Raw genomic sequence first — 19844 nt, 5'->3', positions numbered from 1 at the left:
ACTATAACCCTGCTGCTGCAAACTAGCGTCAGAGCATGTAAAAGAACGTAAAGTTATGGAATAGCAAAGTTTGTTATCGTATTTTGCTCTCGGAGGAAGAAAACATGCATAAAATCTTATTAGTTGATGATGACCGTGAACTGACATCGCTATTAAAAGAACTGCTCGAGATGGAAGGATTCACTGTTGTGCTCGCTCATGATGGCGAACAGGCATTACAATATATCGATTCTTCAATCGATCTGCTACTACTGGATATCATGATGCCACGTAAAAACGGCATTGAGACGCTAAAAGAGCTACGACAAGACCATCAGACCCCCGTTATTATGTTAACGGCCCGTGGAAGCGATTTAGACCGTGTTCTAGGGTTAGAACTGGGTGCTGATGATTATCTCCCGAAGCCGTTCAATGATCGTGAACTGGTGGCTCGTATACGCGCGATCCTGCGCCGTTCCAACTGGAGCGAACAACAGGCTGATAGTGGGACACCTGTACTCGAGGTCGATAAACTACAGCTCAACCCTGGGCGGCAGGAAGCCAGCTTTGACGGTGCGATTTTAGATCTTACCGGAACAGAATTCACCCTGCTTTATTTATTAGCGCAACATTTGGGACAAGTCGTTTCCCGCGAACATTTGAGCCAGGAAGTCTTGGGAAAACGGTTGACCCCCTTTGACAGAGCCATTGATATGCATATTTCCAACCTGCGCCGTAAATTGCCGAACCGGACTGACGAATTGCCCTGGTTTAAAACATTGCGTGGTCGTGGATACTTAATGGTTTCTGCAAAATGATCAATAGTTTGACAGCCCGTATTTTTGCGATTTTCTGGCTTACACTGGCGCTCGTCCTGATGGTGGCCTTGATGGCACCAAAACTGGATTCACGACAATTGACACCGCTGCTGGACAGTGAATATCAACAGGGCACCATACTCGCGAAACAGATAGAAAAAGAGTTAACCCGCTACCCTGCCAATGAACTGTTTTGGTGGCTACGACTGGATCGCGCAATTGCAAAATGGACGCCGCCGGGGCAACTTTTACTGCTCGTTACCAGTGAAGGGCGGATCGTTGATATCCAGACCAGTGAAAAGCAGGTTGTCCGTAACTTCATTGGTCAATCCAATAATGCAGATCATCCCAAGAAGAAAAAATATGGTCGCTCTGAAATACTCGGGCCTTTTTCTATCCGCGATGGTGAAGATCACTACCAGCTTTACCTTATTAGGCCCGCAGGTAGCCCCCAGTCTGACTTTATTAACTTAATGTTTGACCGACCCCTTTTATTACCTGCTGCAACCATGTTAATTAGTGCGCCATTACTATTATGGCTGGCATGGAGTTTAGCCAAACCTGCTCGTAAATTAAAAAATGCGGCAGATCAGGTTGCGAAAGGCAATTTACGGCCACATCCTGAACTGGAATCAGGCCCACAAGAATTTTTAGCCGCTGGCAGCAGCTTCAACCAGATGATCAACGCGCTGGACAGAATGGTGACAGCCCAACAACGGCTGATTTCCGATATTTCTCATGAACTGCGCACACCACTGACTCGCCTGCAATTGGCAAGCGCCCTGCTGCGTCGACGTCATGGTGAGAGCAAAGAGCTGCAACGTATTGAAACAGAAACTCAACGATTAGATGAGATGATCAATGATCTTCTGGTACTTTCCCGCAATCAGCATAAAAATGAACTGCTGCGTGAAAATATCAAAGCCAACGATATATGGCACGATATCCTGGAGAATGCTAAATTCGAAGTCGAGCAGATGAACAAAACGCTGGATATCGTCTCCCCTCCCGGTTCTTGGGTTATCTACTGTAATCCGGCAGTACTTGGCAGTGCATTGGAAAACATCGTCCGTAATGCCCTGCGTTATTCTAGCAGTCATATCGCCGTTGCGTTTAAGGCGGATAACCATGGAGTGACAATTACGGTTGACGATGATGGCCCAGGTGTCAGCCCTGAAGACCGTGAACAAATCTTCCGCCCGTTTTATCGGACAGATGAAGCAAGAGATAGAGAATCGGGTGGAACAGGATTGGGACTGGCGATTGTTGAAACGGCAGTGAGCCAGCACCGAGGATGGGTGAAAGCAGAAGATAGCCCTTTAGGTGGGTTACGGCTGATAATTTGGTTGCCGTTGCATGGGAGATAGACTGCTTTCGTCTTAAAATTTAGTTAGTTACAGTTTGTAATAGTTAAAGAAAAAAAACTATTGTACTTGACCTCTCGGCAGCGAAGGTCTAACCTCCTCGCTGCTTAACGCAAATGGTTTGTGTACTAACTTTTGTTAAGGTAAAAACCATAGTTATATCAATTAGATAAGTAAATTTTAAAGTACAATAGGCATTCTGGGAGCCGCAACCTAGTGCGGTAGCTTTGTTATACCTTATTAAAAATAAGTAATAAGATAAGAGAATATTATGCAATCAATGCAGTTTTCTATAAAAAAAATCAGAAGAAAAATATTATACCATTTGTGCGAATACTATCCAGAATTCGTAACAAAATTATTATTTTATCGCCGTTTTGGAAAAAAATTAAATTTAGGCAATCCGATTACCTTTAATGAAAAACTACAATGGTTAAAACTAAAAGAATACAAAGATAATTCACTTGTAACATTATGCGCTGATAAATATGCGGCCAGAGAATACATTATAAAATCAGGATGTAGTGATATATTAAATGAAATTTATTATGTGTGGAACAATACTGATAAGATAAATTGGGATTCGTTACCAAATAAATTTGTTTTAAAATGCAATCATGGAGCAGGCTATAATATAATTTGCAAAGATAAAAATGAACTAAATATCAGTAATGCAAAATATAAATTGGAAAAATGGATGAAACACGACTACTGGAGAAATTCAGTAGAATTATGCTATAAAAATATAACTAAACAAATTATTTGTGAAAAATTTATAGAAACCTCAACTGGTTCTCTTCCTTACGATTATAAAGTATTCTGTTTTAACGGAAAACCACTTTTTGTGATGTTATGCACTGAAAGAGAAACAGACAAACCTAAATATTATTTCATGGATAAAGAATGGAATATACTTCCATATGGCTTAGATTATCTAGAATTAAAAGATAAATCTTCATTAAAAAAACCTGATGGATATGAAAAACTTTTTCATTATGCAAAAAAATTATCCACTCCATTTCCATTTGTAAGGGTGGACTTTTATTTAAATGATGGAAAAATTATTTTTGGTGAACTAACGTTTACACCAGCAGCAGGCCTTGACATAGAACTAAATAATCCAAAAACAATAAATGCTGATGAAATAATTGGAGATTTATTAGATCTAAATAAAATATCCCATGAATATCAAAAAAGAAATACTAAGTAACATTATAAGCTTAAGCTCAATAAATATTATGGGTATGTTAATACCCATAATAACAATGCCTATTTTAGCCAGAGCATTAGGTAGCGATCTTTATGGTCAATATTTGTTATTTATGACTATATTAATATTTGGCCATACCATAATTGATTATGGAGTTCAATATACAGGCGTTAGAGATGTAGCTCAAAACAGAAAAAACAGTATATTAATAAAGGAATATTATGCTGGATATCAAACTGTTAGATGGATATTGGGATTATCATACATATTGATAATTACACTATATTCATCATTATTCATGAATAATGATATTACTTATTGGATCTTTATAGCAGGTATCCCCTATTTTTTAGGGTATATATTAACCAGCTCTTGGTTTTTTCAGGCAATAGGAAAAACTAAGTTTTTAATGTACTCATCTTTTGTAGCCAGAATAGTCAATTTAATAGTAATTATATCTATTGCAGCAACACCTGAAAGCATAACAATATTAGTAATATCAGCCACATGGCCTGTATTAATCTGTGGGTTAATTTTATTTTGGAGGTTAAAAAAGAATTATAACGTATCCCTTTTAGGTTTTTCGAAGATCAAAAAATATTTCGAAAATGGATTGAATACATTCATAGGGATATTGGCTCCTAATTTATATAATGCAATACCAATTATCATTATGGGCAGCATAGCTGCACCTCATGAATTTGCCAAATTTTCCGTTGCAACAAAAATATGTGAGATAATTACAACATTTCAAGATGTAATAGCTAAATCTATTTACCCAGCATTATCCATGAATAACAGAAACCACTTAAATAAAATAATTCTCATAAATATATTAGTGTCATTACCTATTTTCATGGTTATTTATTTTTTAGGTGATTACATTCTGGAAATGTTCTTAGGCCATAACTTTAGTGACAATACATACTTAAAAATCATATCTATAGGAATGGTATTTGTAGGCATTGCAAATGCCTATGGACAAGGATTTTTTTTACCAAAAGGGCTAGATATTATCTATAGAACCATTTCAATAAGAGTGTCCATATTATCATCGGTAATATCTATTATATTAATATACAATTACCAGATATTAGGAGGAGCGATAGCTATAACTATAGCAAGGCTATTGTTCGTTATTGATTACCATCTAGTTTATAAAAAACTAGGTCATACTTTATAATATATGGTGATATATGTTCATTTTAGTTCTAACATATTGCACATTATTTTTTTTTATTATAGGGAAAATACAACTAAAGGGTACATTATCAGCAATACTATTATGGAGCTTTCCCTTTTTTCTCTATTTTTTGGTATCAGGGCTACAATTTAACGTAGGATCAGATTATCCTTCATATATAAATATATATATGAATCAAAATTATTTATTAGAAAAATATTTCTATTCAGGAGAATTTTTCTTCTATTATATATATAAAACTCTTGCTTACTTTGATGCACCATCGCAATTTATATTTGTACTATTTTCTTTCTTACAATCTATATTTATATTTTCATATTTTTATTCATTAAAAAAATTAGATTTTAAAATCTGGTTATTTTTCCTGATATTTTTTACTGTTACAAATATATATAACAACCAATTGAATGGATTACGTCAATATGCATCATTAACATTATTACCATTAATTAGTTACTTTTGTTTTAAAAATCAAACTGTAAAATCAGTAATTTTTATTATTATAGCGATTACTTTTCATTCTAGTTCTATAATATTTTTATTAATATTCCCACTAAAAAAACTCTATCTTAAATTAAGCAATAGAATTTTTCTTTTATTTCTAATAACAGCCCCAATTTACTATTGGAGTACATATTACATTCCAGAAATGCTAATATTATTAGGTGGAAAATATTCATATTACATTAATTCACAGTATTTCCAAGGATATAGTTTAACAACTATATATACAAAAATATATTACATCCCACTTATCTTATATTTCTTCTATAAATATAGAATAAATAATAAAAACAATATCAATATTGGATACGGTACAAACAAAAAATATTTTTCCTTCTGTATATTTATTTTTTCCATTACTTACTGGGCATTCTTACCATCTTTATCTATATCAATATTATCCCGCATATCATCATACTTTATATTTTTTTATATATTCCCAATTTATTATGTAATAATAGAATCAATTTACAGAAGAAAAAACATCAACACTATACTAATATTATTATACATAATACTCCCATATATTATTAAAGTGACACTTTTAGCTAAAGGTGAATTTTTATACAAAAGCTATATTTTTAACTAAATAAATAAGAGGTAAAAGTGAAAAAGAAAATAGCTTTATTCATGCCTAATTTTTTACAAGGCGGAGCTGAAAGTGTAATGGTCAGCATTGCCAATCATCTTTCAAATTTCGATTTTATTGTTCATTTCATAGTTACCGATAATAAAGGACCACTGAAAAACGAACTGGATAAGAAAGTAATTATAAAAAATCTTAATTGCACTAAAACATTGTATTCTCTGCCATCATTATCAAAATACATCTATCGAGAAAAACCAGATATTATTTTATCTACTTTAAAAGAAAATAATATAATTTCAATTCTTGCAAAAAAAATAACCTTATCAAAAGCAAAAATAATTATCAGAGAAGCAAATACACTAAGTGCAGAGTTTAAAGTAGAAAAAAGTTTCATCCAAATTATAAAAAAACACCTTGTAAAATGGTTATACCCTCATTCAAATTGTATAATTGCTTTATCTAAACACATGGAGCGTGATTTAAATAATTTCTTAAATTTAAAGAATAAAAATATCAAGATCATTTATAACCCAGTGAATATAAAAAGGATAGAACAACTTTCTAAGGAGAAAAATAGTAATTTTATAGAATATGACAAGTCAGTAAAAAATATAGTTTCACTTGCTAGGCTATACAACTCAAAAGGTTATGATACTATATTTAATGCATTATTTATGTTAAAGGATACCAAGCAGAAATTCCACTTTTACGCTATAGGAGATGGTCCATCTAAAAACGAATTAATATCATTATCAAATGAGTTGGGATTAAAAGAACATATCACTTTTCTTGGATTCAAAGAAAATCCATTTCCTTTCCTTATACAAGCAGATTGCTTTATCTTAGCATCTCATTATGAAGGAATGCCAAATAGTCTACTACAAGCAATGGCCCTCAATATTCCTGTAATTTGTTCTGATAGCCCAGGAGCTTCAGCAGAGGTACTTTTAAATGGAAAATATGGTTTACTATTTAATGTTGGAGATAGTAAAAAATTATATGAAAATATAGTTAAAACATTATCAAAAGATGAATATATAGAGACAAAGAATATAATTAACTCTCAAAATAATCAACATAATATAATGAGCCAATATAAAAAAACCATTGATGAATTATTGGAAAACCAATGAACATTGAGATTTTAATATCAACTATTGATGATGGACTATTTAAAATAGCTGCAAATAATGAGTACGATTATCTAATAGTTCATCAAATAACAAATAATTACAAAGCCGATGAATATAGAGCATATTTTGAGAATAGAATAAAAAGCAAAAAAATAAAATATATTCAAAGCAATTTAATTGGATTGAGTAAAAGCCGCAACATAGCCTTAGACAATGCAAGTGGTGATATATTATGGATAATGGATGATGACGTAAAAATACTTAATGGTTTGACTTCAGTCATTAATAAAAAAATGAAAGAAAATCATGATATTTTAATATTAAATCATCAGTATAGCAATGAAATAAATATCATTGAAAAGAAAATGAAAGAATATAATCACAATATAATATCATCAGCTAAAATATGTTCTATTGATATTTGCATGAAAAAAGAAGTTACAGAAAAATTAAGATTTGATGAGAATTTTGGTTTAGGTACGGATTATCCATCAGGAGAAGAGTTTATATTTATATCTAACGCAATAAAAAATGGTTACTCTGTACATCAGACAGATATAATTGCATCTATACATCCACCAATATCATCAGGATTAGATTTTTTTAGTACAAAAAATAAAACTTTAGCAAAAAGAAAAATGTTTGATCAAGTTTTTAACAAATTTGGAATATTATTTACAACATTATTTTTTATAAAAAAGATAAACTTATTATATAGAAATAAAAAAATTTGGTTTTTTATTAAAAACGCTATATTAAATAATAAATGACATGAAATATATATCTCCTAAAGTATCAATTATCACCCCAATGTACAATGCAGAAAAATACATATCAACCACTATTGATTCTGTTATCTCCCAATCTTTACAAGATTGGGAGATGATAATTGTCGATGATTGCTCATCCGACAAGTCATGTTATATTGTTGAAAAATATATAGAATCTGATGCAAGAATAAGATTATTTAAGTTTGGAACAAACAGTGGAACTGCTGCTGCTAGAAATCAGGCTATTAATTTAGCTTCAGGTAGGTTCATAGCCTTCTTAGATTCAGATGATATATGGATTCATGATAAACTTGAAAAACAATTAAATTATATGATAGAAAATAGTATTGCTTTCTCATATGGTGACTATTTTACTTTCATTGATAATGCTAAAAATATTAATGGGAAATTCATAGCACCTAAAAGCACTAACATTAATGATATATGTAAAACATGTAATATTGGATGCCTAACTGTCATGTTAGACCGCTTATCATTATCTGATATAAAAATACCAAACTCTCCAAAAGAAGATTACGCGGCTTGGATTACAATATTAAAATATAATAATATATCAGCTTACAAATATCCTGGGTTATTAGCTGGATATAGACTATCGACCGGTAGCTTATCTTCTAATAAATTATCTGAAATAAAAAAGCAATACTATGTATTGAAAAATATAGCCAAATTGAGTTTTATAAAAAGAATATATTACATCCTAACTTATAGCTATCGTGGAATAATAAAATACTATTATACTTATAGGAATCATCATAAATAAAAATTATATTATTCTCATCAGCCTAAAGATCATTAGTCCTCATATAAAAAACGACTCCACTTAATATCACTATGTTTTTACAATTTCATCTTTATCGTTCGATAATCACAATGCAATACGTATAGATTCTCGTCAAAATTGCTGTTCACAGAAAAAAACTAATTGATATAATATAGTTAGAGTTATTTCTTAATCGATATTTTTTATCTTTTGCAAATGCATGTATTTATCTATAATTATAGAAATTCTTCCCCTTATAGCATAAAATGCTATAACACATTAATAATTTAATTATTTTCATTCAACCAACATAAAAATAAAAATAAAAATAAAGTGAAACAATAATTTTTCGGTTATCCTTGTATTAATAAGACGCAGAGCGATGCTGATATTATTTTATTATTTGAAATGAAAAAATATCTTTATATGAAGATAATAAATTTTAATATACATTAAAAACAGATTGAAAAATAAAGTTTTCAAAGTTAGCTGATAAAAATATTCATCTTTACTTTAAAAAATATATTCAATTACGATTAATCTGTTCTTTGTAGATATTATTCCCTGTCTAATTTAACATTTAAATATAGAGTTTTTATAGATGAAAATCACTATTTCTGGAACCGGCTATGTCGGTCTATCTAATGGAATTCTTCTTTCCCAAAATAATAAGGTTGTTGCCTTAGATATTAATGAGGGAAAAATCAGTTTGCTCAACAACAAAAAATCACCAATTTCTGATACTGAAATTGAAAAGTATTTAAATGAAAAGGAGTTAGATTTCACAGCAACCTTAGATAAAGAATTTGCATATCAAGATGCAGATTTTGTTATTATTGCCACCCCAACAGATTATGATCCAAAAACCAATTACTTTAACACAAAATCTGTAGAATCAGTTATTTCAGATGTCATAAAATACAACCCCTCGGCAACAATGATAATAAAATCAACCATTCCGGTTGGATTTACCAAACAGATGAGAGAAAAATATCAGACTGAAAATATCATTTTCTCACCTGAATTCTTGCGTGAAGGACGTGCGCTTTACGATAACTTGTATCCATCTAGAATTGTCGTTGGAGAGCGCTCAGAAAGAGCAAAAGTATTTGCGGATCTTCTTATCGAAGGCGCAATCAAGAAAGAGATTCCTGTTCTTTTCACAGATTCTACTGAAGCCGAAGCTATCAAACTCTTTGCTAATACCTACCTTGCTATGCGTGTCGCCTATTTTAATGAACTAGATAGCTATGCTGAAGCTAAAGGGTTAGACTCACGTCAGATCATTGAAGGTGTATGTTTAGATCCACGTATTGGTAATCAATATAATAACCCATCCTTTGGCTATGGCGGCTACTGCTTACCAAAAGATACAAAGCAATTACTGGCAAACTATCAGGAAGTACCAAATAATATTATTGGTGCAATCGTAGAAGCTAATCGTACCCGTAAGGATTTTATTGCTGACTCTATTATCAGTAAAAATCCCAAAATAGTTGGTGTTTACCGACTTATTATGAAATCAGGTTCAGATAACTTCAGAGCTTCTTCAATTCAGGGCATAATGAAACGGATTAAAGCCAAAGGTATTGAAGTCGTCATTTTTGAACCAGAAATGCAAGAAGAAACATTCTTCAACTCTAAATTGATTCGTGATTTAAATGAATTCAAATCCATATCTGATGTTATTATTTCAAACCGTATGACTTCAGATCTAAAAGATATTGAATCAAAAGTATATTCTCGCGATCTGTTTGGTAATGATTAATTCTATAAAAATCAAATAATATAATTGAAATTATTATGAAATATTTAGTCACCGGCGCTGCAGGATTCATTGGTTTTCATTTAATAAAAAAATTAATAGAAAATGGAGAAAAGGTTGTTGGAATTGATAACATCAATGACTATTACGATACCTCTTTAAAAAAATCCAGATTAGATATATTATCTAATTTTAGAGATTTTAAATTTATCTTCATGAACATTTCTGATCGAGATGCAATTGAAAACTTATTTAAAGAACATAAATTTGATCGTGTTATTCACTTAGCAGCTCAAGCTGGGGTACGCTATTCTTTAACTAACCCATATTCCTATTCTGATAGTAATTTATCCGGTTTTTTAACTATTCTTGAAGGTTGCCGCCATAATAATATTAATCATCTAATATATGCGTCATCAAGTTCAGTTTATGGTCTAAATGATAATCTTCCTTTCTCTACTTCTGATTCAGTAGACCATCCAGTTTCACTCTACGCCGCAACAAAAAAAGCTAACGAGTTAATGGCTCACAGTTATTCTCACCTATACGGTATTCCGACGACTGGACTAAGATTTTTTACTGTTTATGGTCCTTGGGGAAGACCTGACATGGCTCTTTTCAAATTTACAAATGCGATTCTTAACAATAAGCCAATAGATGTTTATAACAATGGCCAATTGAGCCGTGATTTTACATACGTGGATGATATTGTTGAAGGTATCACTAGAATTGCTAACATTGCTCCTACTTCTGATAATTCATGGACACCTAAAATAGGTAGTCCAGCAAACAGTTCTGCACCTTATAAAATATATAATATTGGTAATGGTTCTCCTGTAAATTTAATGGATTACATTAGTGCTTTAGAAAGCAGCCTAGGCATTAAAGCCATTAAAAATATGCTTCCAATGCAACCAGGGGATGTTTACTCAACATGGGCTGATACAGACGATCTCTTTAAAGTAACCGGATACAAACCTTCCACTAAAGTATCAGATGGTGTAGAACAATTTATCCAATGGTATAAACAATACTACCTTTAATTTTCAAATTCCTCTTTCAATTCGACACCATGCTAAACATCGTCCTATTCGAACCTGAAATCCCGCCTAACACGGGAAACATCATCCGCCTTTGTGCCAACACGGGCTGCCAGCTTCATTTAATCCAACCCTTGGGTTTCACGTGGGATGACAAACGCCTGCGTCGCGCAGGGTTGGATTACCACGAATTCGCCAACATTAAACAACACCATGATTTCCATGCATTCCTGGAAAGTGAAGGTTTAAGTCCGGTGAATTCACAATCCCCTTCTGGGGTGCGGTTGTTTGCCTTAACCACAAAAGGCACGCCTGCGCACAGTAATGTCAGCTATCGGGATGGTGATTACCTGATGTTTGGCCCAGAAACCCGTGGTCTACCCGCTTATGTGTTAGATAATATGCCAACAGAGCAGAAAATCAGGATCCCTATGCTGTCAGATAGTCGCAGTATGAATCTTTCCAATTCTGTGGCTGTGGTGGTTTTTGAAGCATGGCGGCAATTGGGGTATTCAGGGGCGTTATTACGGGATTAATATTAGGCCATTCAGCGCTTATATCGCGCTGAATGGCCTTAATTCTTTATTACAAACAGCGATCGGATCTCAAATCCCATCCCCATACTCAAACCCATTACTGATGCCATTGAAATGCTGGTTCATATCCAGTGATGGTTTGTCACTTTCTGGTTTACCAACAATCCGCGCCGGTACGCCCGCCACGGTGGTATGAGGCGGAACAGGACGTAAGACAACAGAACCCGCCCCAATTTTCGCGCCACGGCCAATTTCAATATTGCCGAGGATCTTAGAGCCTGCACCAATCATCACCCCTTCACGCACTTTCGGATGACGATCCCCGCCCGCCTTGCCTGTACCGCCAAGTGTGACGGATTGCAGAATGGAGACATCATTCTCAACAACTGCGGTTTCACCAATCACAATACCGGTTGCGTGGTCAAGCATGATACCGCAGCCAATTTTCGCGGCCGGGTGAATATCGACACCAAAAGAGACGGATATCTGATTTTGCATGTAAATCGCCAACGCCTGGCGCTCTTGCTTCCAGAGCCAATGCGCTATGCGGTATGCCTGTAATGCATGGAAACCTTTAAGGTAGAGTAGCGGTGTTGAGTATTTGTCCACGGCAGGGTCGCGCAGGCGAACAGCTTTGATATCACGAGCTGCCGAGCCAATCATCTCTGGATCGCTGCGATAAGCGTCTTCAACAACTTCTCTGACCGCAATCGCAGGCATAATCGGTGTTGCCAGTTTATTTGCCAGCATATAGCTCAGGGCACTACCAAGGTTTTCATGCTTGAGTAATGTCGCGTGGAAAAAACTGGCTAACATGGGTTCACAATCAGCCAGCACTCTCGCTTCATTTTTTATATTCTTCCAGACTTCGTTCAGTTCTTCTCGAGACATAGCAATCATTCTCATTTGACTGTTTCCCGCCCTAATTGGACTCACTTTCCACTATACACCTTGATACATCGAACGAGGATTTACGGTTATTATAGCTGACTCAAGAGTTAAGGCTTTCTCCCTCATCTCTTGTCGCTCTGCCCAATAATGTCTGGGCTGCTTCGATAACGTTCTTATTACAATATAGTATCTGATAGATCTGCTCTGTAATCGGCATTTCAACACCGGCTCGTTCTGCCAATGCCCGAGCTTCTTTGGTGTTACGGTAGCCTTCAACAACTTGCCCAATCTCATGTTGTGCATCGTCAACGCTGATACCTTGTCCCAGCATCATGCCAAAACGACGGTTACGAGATTGGTTATCAGTACAGGTCAAAACTAAATCACCCAATCCGGCCATACCCATAAATGTCGAAGGATCAGCGCCTAATGCGATACCAAGGCGACTCATCTCGGCCAAGCCTCGGGTGATTAATGCTGTGCGAGCATTTGCCCCAAAACCCATACCATCAGATATCCCGGCACCAATTGCAATAACATTTTTTATTGCGCCGCCAAGCTGTACGCCAATGAAATCCGGGTTTTTGTACACACGAAAACTTTTGCCGCAGTGAAAAAGCTGCTGGAGTTCTTCGCCAAACTCAGGTGTCGTCGCAGATACAGCAATCGCGGTCGGTAAACCTGCCGCCAATTCTTTGGCGAATGTCGGGCCAGATACCACTGCCAATGGGATTTCGTTACCTAATATCTCACGTGCCACATCCTGCAATAAACGCCCGGTTTCGGCTTCAAGGCCTTTAGTTGCCCAGACAATTCGGGAGCCCGGTTGCAAATGCGGTTTTATCTGCTGTAACACATCCCCGAAAACATGGCTAGGAACTACGATCAGAATATTACTGCTGGTTGAAACCGCATTCTTCAGGTCTGCTTCGAGCAATAAGTTATCAGGGAAAGAAATATCCGGCAAAAATGCCTGATTGCAACGCGCCTGCTGCAAGGCATGGACATGCTGAGGGTTATGCCCCCAGAGCACGACTTCATGCCCGTTGCGAGCCAATGTGATGGCTAAAGCGGTGCCGTATGAACCGGCACCGATGACTGTCATAGAAGCGGTATTCATCAGGCTTCCTGTGTAGCCTCACTAGGTTCAGCCTGCTGTTGCAGGTAGCTCATGAACAGTGCATCAAAGTTGACTGGCGCCAGGTTCAGTTGTGGGAAAGTACCACGGCCGACCAGGCTGGTGATGCACTCACGGGCATATGGGAATAGAATGTTCGGGCAATAGGCGCCTAAACAATGTGCCAGTTGGGTTCCATCAATACCGTCGATAGAGAAAATACCCGCCTGCTGAACTTCGCACAGGAACGCCGTTTCTTCCCCTAATGCCGCTGTGACAGTAACACGCAGAACAACTTCATAGACTCCCTGAACTAATTCATTGGAGGCGGTATCCAAATCTAATTTGACTTCCGGTTGCCACTCCAGCTGGAAAATCTGAGGTGCCTTCGGTGCTTCGAAAGAAACATCTTTCGTGTAGATACGCTGGATCTGGAAAGCCATTTCGGTGTTGTTTTGTTCTGACATAATGATTTTTACCTTGTTAAGACGTCCTGATTAAACCTTGATGATGTAAGCATACCGCTTACACCTGTGTTCGTTATTTTTTGCCGCGGGCCAATGGCAGATTTTCACCTGACCATCCCGTAATTCCCTCTTTCAGGGAATAAACCTGTTCAAAGCCTGCACGGATCAGATGCTCAGCCGGCGTTCTGGATTCCAGCCCATTCGCTGAAACCACAATGACAAGCTGTTTTTTATGCTTCTCAAACTCACCCAGATTATTTTCTTTAATCTCAGATGGCGTCAGGTTAACGGAACCAATAATATGCCCTCTGCGGAAATCGTCACGGGAGCGTAAATCCACGACGATAGCATCTTCCTTATTGATGAAATGGATAGCCTGTGCACGAGTGATCTCTTTACTCTTGGAGAACACGCTTTTTGCCGTCATGACAATGACAGCCACCAGCAATGCAATCCAGGCAAGGCTCAGGATCGTGTTCCGGCTAATAAATTGCATGATTTCTTGCAGCATGGGGGAAACAACTCCCGTTAGTTAATAACAAATATCTAAGGTAGCAGAGTATACCTGTGTGCTGCGTCAATTACAGCCAATTAGCGCCAACCCAGTGCAGATTTTGCGGAGAGTTTCGAGAAAAAGTAAAAATCCTCCGATATCCATTTAATTGCCATGCTTCGCCAAAATATTTTATGTCACACTGAGTCGATACAGGATTTTCACCAATAAATGGGCTAAATTAACTAAAATTTATATTATTTAAAAAGATAAAAAACAGTCAGTTCTCTGGTCAGAGGCAACCCCTCATGAAATAATCGGACACGATATGGTAGGCAAGGTACTCAATAAGATGGCTGATAGTAAGGATCTAAAAAGCCGTAATCATCGGCAGAAGCAGGATCAGTGGCAATCCAGAGGCTTAGTGCTCTGTATATTGCTGTTTGCCTTTTTCAGCACAGATACCTTTGCCAATCAGATTTCAGAGAATAAAGGCCAGCTCAAGGATATTCAGCAGGATATTGCCGAGAAAGAGAAAAGTGTAAAACAGCAGCAAAAAAAACGCACTAATCTACTGAGTCAATTAAAGGAACAAGAGAGCACAATCTCAGAAGTGGGGCTTTCTCTACATGGCACCCAAACCCACCTGAATAAACTGGGCAATGAGATTACATCACTGAATGCGAATATCAAACGCCTGCAAACGCAACAAAAAGAACAGCGACGTCTGCTTGCCAAACAATTGGATTCAGCCTTCCGACAAGGAAATCACCAAGGGTTAGAGCTGCTGTTCAATGGTCAGGAAACTCAACGCAAAGAGCGCATACTCGCTTATTACAGCTATCTGAATCAGGCGCGTCAGGAAACGATCAATAAACTGCAAAAAACAACCGAGCAGCTTAACCAGCAAAAAAAGCTGCAACTGGAAAAACAAAATGAGCAGAAAACAATACTGAGCAGCCAGAAGCAACAAAAACAGAAAATGGAAGTTGTCCATATTGCGCGGCAAAAAACGCTGACGGAGCTAGAATCCTCACTGCAAAAAGATCAACAAAGTCTGACCGAGCTTCGGCAGAATGAAACCCAGCTAAGGAATAAGATTGTCAAAGCAGAGCGAGAAGCCAAAGCCCGTGCTGAACGTGAGGCTCGTGAAGCCGCACGCGTCCGCGCACAAGTCGCAGCCAAGCAGAAACAGGCTCAGCAGAAAGGCTCCCGCTACAAACCGACGGAAGAAGAACGATCGCTGATGGCTCGAACGGATGGGCTTGGTCGCCCGGCCGGGCAGGCAATCTGGCCAGTACGCGGTCGAGTCATTCATAGTTTTGGTGAGGCAATACAAGGTGAGTTGCGCTGGAAAGGGATCGTCATTGCCGCAACAGACAATACGGAAGTGAAAGCGATTTCCGATGGACGGGTACTGTTGGCAGACTGGCTCCAAGGCTATGGTTTGGTTGTCGTAGTGCAACACGGCAAAGGAGATATGAGCATTTATGGTTATAACAAAACGACGCTGGTCAGTGTTGGGCAACAGGTACGAGCCGGGCAACCTATAGCGTTGGTTGGCAGCAGCGGCGGGCAGCAGCAGCCTTCACTGTATTTTGAGATCCGCCGCCAAGGTCGGGCAGTTAACCCATTACCGTGGTTAGGAAAATAGGGGATAAGAAAATAATGGTGAAGTCTCGGTTAATAAGGCGAGTTATCCCGTTCACACTGTTATCTTGGATACTCCTGTTTTGCCTATCATTACTGTTTACCCTGAATGCTCATGCCGCACGTCTGGCCATTGTCATTGATGACTTTGGCTATCGTGTTCAGCATGAAAACAAGATATTACAAATGCCGACGGCGGTTTCTATCGCAATATTGCCAGATTCCCCACACGGCCGGGAAATGGCGCAAAAAGCCCATAAACAAGGCCGGGAGATTTTGATCCACCTGCCAATGGCTCCACTCAGTAAACAACCATTGGAGAAAAATACGCTGCATCCTTCCATGAGCCGAGAAGAAATTGGCCGTATTATTCACGATGCCATACAAAAAGTTCCTCATGCCACGGGCATGAATAATCATATGGGCAGTGCAATGACATCCAGTCTTAATGGCATGGAGAAAGTGATGCAAGTGTTATCTTCTTACCGCCATCTCTACTTTCTGGATAGCGTGACCATTGGCAAGACACAAGTCACCAAAGCAGCGATGGGAACGCCCGTTCAGGTGCTCCGCCGTCATGTTTTTCTGGATAATGTGCAGACAGAAGCAGAAACTCGGCATCAACTCAATCGAGCCATTGCGCTTGCCCGTAAGCAAGGTTCTGCCATTGCTATTGGGCATCCTTACCCAACCACGGTTCGGGCCTTACAGCAAGCCCTCACAACGTTACCTGACGATATTGAACTGGTAACGCCCAGCAGGCTGTTAAACCCCACTTCAGCGAGCCAAAACGATCACCAGACTGCACGTAAATGTGCAAAACCTCATGAGCCGGAAGCCGTACCTGCAACCAAACTGGATTATTTCAAGAGAGTAGGCAACGCATTAACGCACAATGCTATTGTTGAGACATTGAGTCAGCACATTAATAAACTTTTGGGAAAAACAGCAAAGCAGGAAGTGCCACACCATGCAGGAAAAACAGAGTCGCCGAAAAAAGATAAAACAGCACAAGGCAACACAGGCGCCCGTACAACGACAGACGCCTGTGCTGATTTTTAACGGCTATTCCAGATAGTCAGTTAATCCCAATTCAGGATAACTTTGCCGGATTGCCCTGAACGCATGATATCAAAGCCTTTCTGGAAATCATCAATCGAGAATTGGTGAGTGATAATCGGGGTCAGATCTAAACCAGACTGGATCAATGCCGCCATTTTGTACCATGTTTCGAACATTTCACGGCCATAGATCCCTTTGATAAACAGCCCCTTAAAGATGACCTGATTCCAATCTATCGCCATATCTGAAGGTGGGATCCCCAACAGGGCAATGCGCCCACCGTGGTTCATGGTACTCAATAAAGTGCGGAATGCCTGTGGCGCACCTGACATTTCCAGCCCTATATCAAAACCTTCTGTCATGCCTAACTCTTTCATAACATCGGTCAGATTTTCCTTACTGACATTCACGGCACGGGTGACACCCATTTTACGCGCCAAATCAAGTCGATATTCATTAACATCTGTAATCACAACATGACGTGCACCGACATGCTTACACACCGCAGCCGCCATAATACCAATCGGGCCAGCACCAGATACCAGTACATCTTCCCCGACCAGATCAAAAGACAGTGCAGTGTGAACAGCATTGCCAAACGGGTCAAAAATAGCGGCGAGTTCATCTGGAATATTGTCCGGAATTTTGAAGGCATTAAATGCCGGGATAACCAGATATTCCGCAAATGCACCCGCACGGTTCACGCCAACGCCGGTCGTATTACGGCACAAGTGGGTACGCCCACCCCGGCAGTTACGGCAATGACCACAGGTGATGTGGCCTTCACCTGACACACGGTCGCCGATGTTGAACCCTTTGACTTCCTGACCAATCGCGACCACTTCACCGACATATTCGTGCCCTACCACCATCGGCACAGGAATCGTTTTCTGAGACCAGTCATCCCAGTTATAGATGTGCACATCCGTACCACAGATGGCGGTCTTGCGAATTTTAATCATCACATCATTGTGCCCCAGTTCCGGTGTGGGCACATCCGCCATCCAAATACCTTCTTCTGGCTTTAATTTTGACAATGATTTCATAGTGATACCTTATGCAATAACATTCAACTGTTTACCGATACGGATAAACGCAGCCACCGCATGTTCGATTTGCTCTTCGGTATGGGCAGCAGAGATTTGGGTGCGGATACGTGCCTGATCTTTCGGAACAACGGGATAGAAGAATCCAATCACATAGATGCCTTCTTTCAGCAGCTCAGCCGCGAATTCCTGCGCCAGTTTCGCATCGCCTAACATCACCGGGATGATCGCGTGATCTGCGCCCGCCAGTGTAAAGCCTGCAGCGGTCATTTTTGCACGGAACAGGCTGGCATTTCTCCACAGACGGTCACGTAATTCGTCGCCATGTTTCAGCATATCCAACACTTTGATGGAGGCTGCGACAATGGAAGGCGCCAGTGAATTGGAGAACAGATAAGGGCGTGAACGCTGACGCAGCCATTCAACAACTTCTTTGCGTGCCGCAGTATAACCGCCAGATGCACCACCCAGCGCTTTACCGAGTGTGCCAGTGATAATGTCAACGCGGCCCATGACATCACAGTATTCATGTGTACCACGTCCACCTTTGCCAACAAACCCAACGGCGTGGGAATCATCAACCATGACCAGCGCATCAAATTCATCGGCCAGATCACAGACCGATTTCAAGTCAGCAATCACACCGTCCATTGAAAACACCCCATCGGTTGCCACCAGAATATTCTCCGCACCGTCTGCTTTTACTTTTTCCAACTGTGCTCTTAATTCCTGCATATCATTATTGGCATAGCGATAACGCTTCGCTTTGCACAAACGAATGCCATCAATGATCGAAGCATGGTTCAGAGAATCTGAAATAATGGCATCTTCCGGCCCAAACAATGTTTCGAACAGGCCGCCGTTCGCATCAAAACATGAAGAGTACAGAATGGCATCTTCCATACCCAAAAATTCGGCTATTTTATTTTCCAGTTCTTTATGGGAGTCTTGCGTACCACAGATAAACCGAACAGACGCCATACCAAAACCGTGGCTATCCAGTCCCGCTTTTGCGGCAGCAATCAGGTCAGGATGATTAGCTAATCCTAAATAATTATTGGCACAAAAATTAATAACTTGGCTACCATCGGCAACGGAAATATCGGCATTTTGCGCAGAAGTGATGATGCGTTCATGTTTGAATAGCCCTTCCGCACGGGTTTGCTCCAACTGCTCATTAATTCTTTGATAAAAAGACGCTGACATTTTTCTCTCCTGAGTACCTGAATAAGTGAAAGGCGTGGTGTATTTTACTTATAGATCCTGCCAGTGACGACACAGTGAGAAAGATAATATCAACTTTGTAAAGCCGATCACGGCTTGGAGGCTGATGTACTGCAAGATCGCAGGATTTTCCCCTGTTTAAGCTGCTGTCGTCAGTAATGTTAAGTGCTATTATACGCTTCAAAGATAAAGTGAACT

The 19844-nt window shown here is 38.6% G+C and carries 19 protein-coding genes; 13 read left to right on the top strand and 6 right to left on the bottom strand.

Translation table 11 applies throughout. The annotated features are described in order from the left end of the window. Positions 1 to 104 precede the first annotated feature (104 nt). The 11 genes from cpxR (at position 105) to trmL (ending at position 11696) form a co-directional block, all read left to right on the top strand. Positions 105 to 797: an envelope stress response regulator transcription factor CpxR gene (cpxR, locus tag NXS07_RS05140; protein ID WP_038197778.1), complete on the top strand. Its 693-nt coding sequence runs from the start codon at positions 105 to 107 to the stop codon at positions 795 to 797. Continuing rightward, a complete protein-coding gene (gene cpxA / locus NXS07_RS05135; RefSeq protein ID WP_038185582.1) occupies positions 794 to 2164 on the top strand; it encodes an envelope stress sensor histidine kinase CpxA in 1371 nt (456 codons plus the stop codon). Before cpxR ends, cpxA begins: the two co-directional genes overlap by 4 nt. 277 nt (positions 2165 to 2441) lie before the next feature. Beyond that, the gene (locus tag NXS07_RS05130; protein WP_258086308.1) at positions 2442 to 3371 is read left to right on the top strand and encodes an ATP-grasp fold amidoligase family protein; all 930 of its coding nucleotides are present in this window, start codon (positions 2442 to 2444) and stop codon (positions 3369 to 3371) included. Beyond that, the gene (locus tag NXS07_RS05125) at positions 3343 to 4554 is read left to right on the top strand and encodes an oligosaccharide flippase family protein (protein WP_258086296.1); all 1212 of its coding nucleotides are present in this window, start codon (positions 3343 to 3345) and stop codon (positions 4552 to 4554) included. The genes NXS07_RS05130 and NXS07_RS05125 overlap by 29 nt, the downstream gene beginning before the upstream one ends. Positions 4555 to 4567: 13 nt before the next feature. Continuing rightward, positions 4568 to 5668, top strand: a complete 1101-nt coding sequence (locus NXS07_RS21795; RefSeq protein WP_368859244.1) for an EpsG family protein — start codon at positions 4568 to 4570, stop codon at positions 5666 to 5668. Between the two features lie 17 nt (positions 5669 to 5685). Then, positions 5686 to 6801 (top strand): glycosyltransferase, encoded by a 1116-nt coding sequence (locus NXS07_RS05120; RefSeq protein ID WP_258086295.1) that lies wholly within the window; start codon positions 5686 to 5688, stop codon positions 6799 to 6801. After that, complete coding sequence (locus NXS07_RS05115; RefSeq protein ID WP_258086294.1) at positions 6798 to 7571, top strand: glycosyltransferase family A protein; 774 nt, start codon at positions 6798 to 6800, stop codon at positions 7569 to 7571. The genes NXS07_RS05120 and NXS07_RS05115 overlap by 4 nt, the downstream gene beginning before the upstream one ends. A gap of 1 nt (position 7572) precedes the next feature. Then, on the top strand, positions 7573 to 8355 hold the full coding sequence (locus tag NXS07_RS05110) for a glycosyltransferase family 2 protein (protein WP_258086293.1): 783 nt from the start codon (positions 7573 to 7575) through the stop codon (positions 8353 to 8355). Between the two features lie 601 nt (positions 8356 to 8956). Further along, positions 8957 to 10123, top strand: coding sequence for a nucleotide sugar dehydrogenase (locus NXS07_RS05105; protein ID WP_258086292.1), 1167 nt, complete (start codon positions 8957 to 8959; stop codon positions 10121 to 10123). 35 nt (positions 10124 to 10158) lie between these two features. Next, positions 10159 to 11163: an NAD-dependent epimerase gene (locus NXS07_RS05100; RefSeq protein ID WP_038223668.1), complete on the top strand. Its 1005-nt coding sequence runs from the start codon at positions 10159 to 10161 to the stop codon at positions 11161 to 11163. 29 nt (positions 11164 to 11192) lie between these two features. Continuing rightward, positions 11193 to 11696 carry a tRNA (uridine(34)/cytosine(34)/5-carboxymethylaminomethyluridine(34)-2'-O)-methyltransferase TrmL gene (gene trmL, locus NXS07_RS05095; protein ID WP_038197801.1) on the top strand — a complete coding sequence of 168 codons (504 nt, stop codon included), beginning with the start codon at positions 11193 to 11195 and terminating at the stop codon, positions 11694 to 11696. 69 nt (positions 11697 to 11765) lie between these two features. Here the strand turns inward: trmL and cysE are convergent, their stop codons facing one another. From cysE to NXS07_RS05075, 4 genes are all read right to left on the bottom strand, one after another. Further along, positions 11766 to 12587, bottom strand: a complete 822-nt coding sequence (cysE, locus tag NXS07_RS05090) for a serine O-acetyltransferase (RefSeq protein WP_038223669.1) — start codon at positions 12585 to 12587, stop codon at positions 11766 to 11768. A gap of 100 nt (positions 12588 to 12687) precedes the next feature. Then, positions 12688 to 13707 carry an NAD(P)H-dependent glycerol-3-phosphate dehydrogenase gene (gene gpsA / locus NXS07_RS05085; RefSeq protein WP_238125788.1) on the bottom strand — a complete coding sequence of 340 codons (1020 nt, stop codon included), beginning with the start codon at positions 13705 to 13707 and terminating at the stop codon, positions 12688 to 12690. Then, positions 13707 to 14171: a protein-export chaperone SecB gene (gene secB / locus NXS07_RS05080; protein ID WP_038204190.1), complete on the bottom strand. Its 465-nt coding sequence runs from the start codon at positions 14169 to 14171 to the stop codon at positions 13707 to 13709. The genes gpsA and secB overlap by 1 nt, the downstream gene beginning before the upstream one ends. A 73-nt stretch (positions 14172 to 14244) precedes the next feature. Further along, positions 14245 to 14682, bottom strand: coding sequence for a rhodanese-like domain-containing protein (locus NXS07_RS05075; RefSeq protein WP_038197805.1), 438 nt, complete (start codon positions 14680 to 14682; stop codon positions 14245 to 14247). A gap of 334 nt (positions 14683 to 15016) precedes the next feature. On the opposite strand from NXS07_RS05075, the gene envC reads away from it, so the two are divergent. Both envC and NXS07_RS05065 read left to right on the top strand, forming a co-directional pair. After that, positions 15017 to 16318 (top strand): murein hydrolase activator EnvC, encoded by a 1302-nt coding sequence (envC, locus tag NXS07_RS05070; protein ID WP_258086291.1) that lies wholly within the window; start codon positions 15017 to 15019, stop codon positions 16316 to 16318. Positions 16319 to 16332: 14 nt separating this feature from the next. Then, a complete protein-coding gene (locus NXS07_RS05065) occupies positions 16333 to 17376 on the top strand; it encodes a divergent polysaccharide deacetylase family protein (protein WP_258086290.1) in 1044 nt (347 codons plus the stop codon). A gap of 20 nt (positions 17377 to 17396) precedes the next feature. On the opposite strand, the gene tdh is transcribed toward NXS07_RS05065, so the two are convergent. Together tdh and kbl are read right to left on the bottom strand one after the other, a co-directional pair. After that, complete coding sequence (gene tdh, locus NXS07_RS05060; protein ID WP_012990572.1) at positions 17397 to 18422, bottom strand: L-threonine 3-dehydrogenase; 1026 nt, start codon at positions 18420 to 18422, stop codon at positions 17397 to 17399. Between the two features lie 9 nt (positions 18423 to 18431). Next, positions 18432 to 19628: a glycine C-acetyltransferase gene (gene kbl / locus NXS07_RS05055; RefSeq protein ID WP_258086289.1), complete on the bottom strand. Its 1197-nt coding sequence runs from the start codon at positions 19626 to 19628 to the stop codon at positions 18432 to 18434. Between the last annotated feature and the right edge of the window lie 216 nt (positions 19629 to 19844).

Origin of the sequence: Xenorhabdus bovienii, from assembly GCF_024721015.1 — a bacterium.
Lineage (GTDB): Bacteria > Pseudomonadota > Gammaproteobacteria > Enterobacterales > Enterobacteriaceae > Xenorhabdus > Xenorhabdus bovienii.
This window is presented reverse-complemented; position numbering and strand designations above follow the sequence as displayed.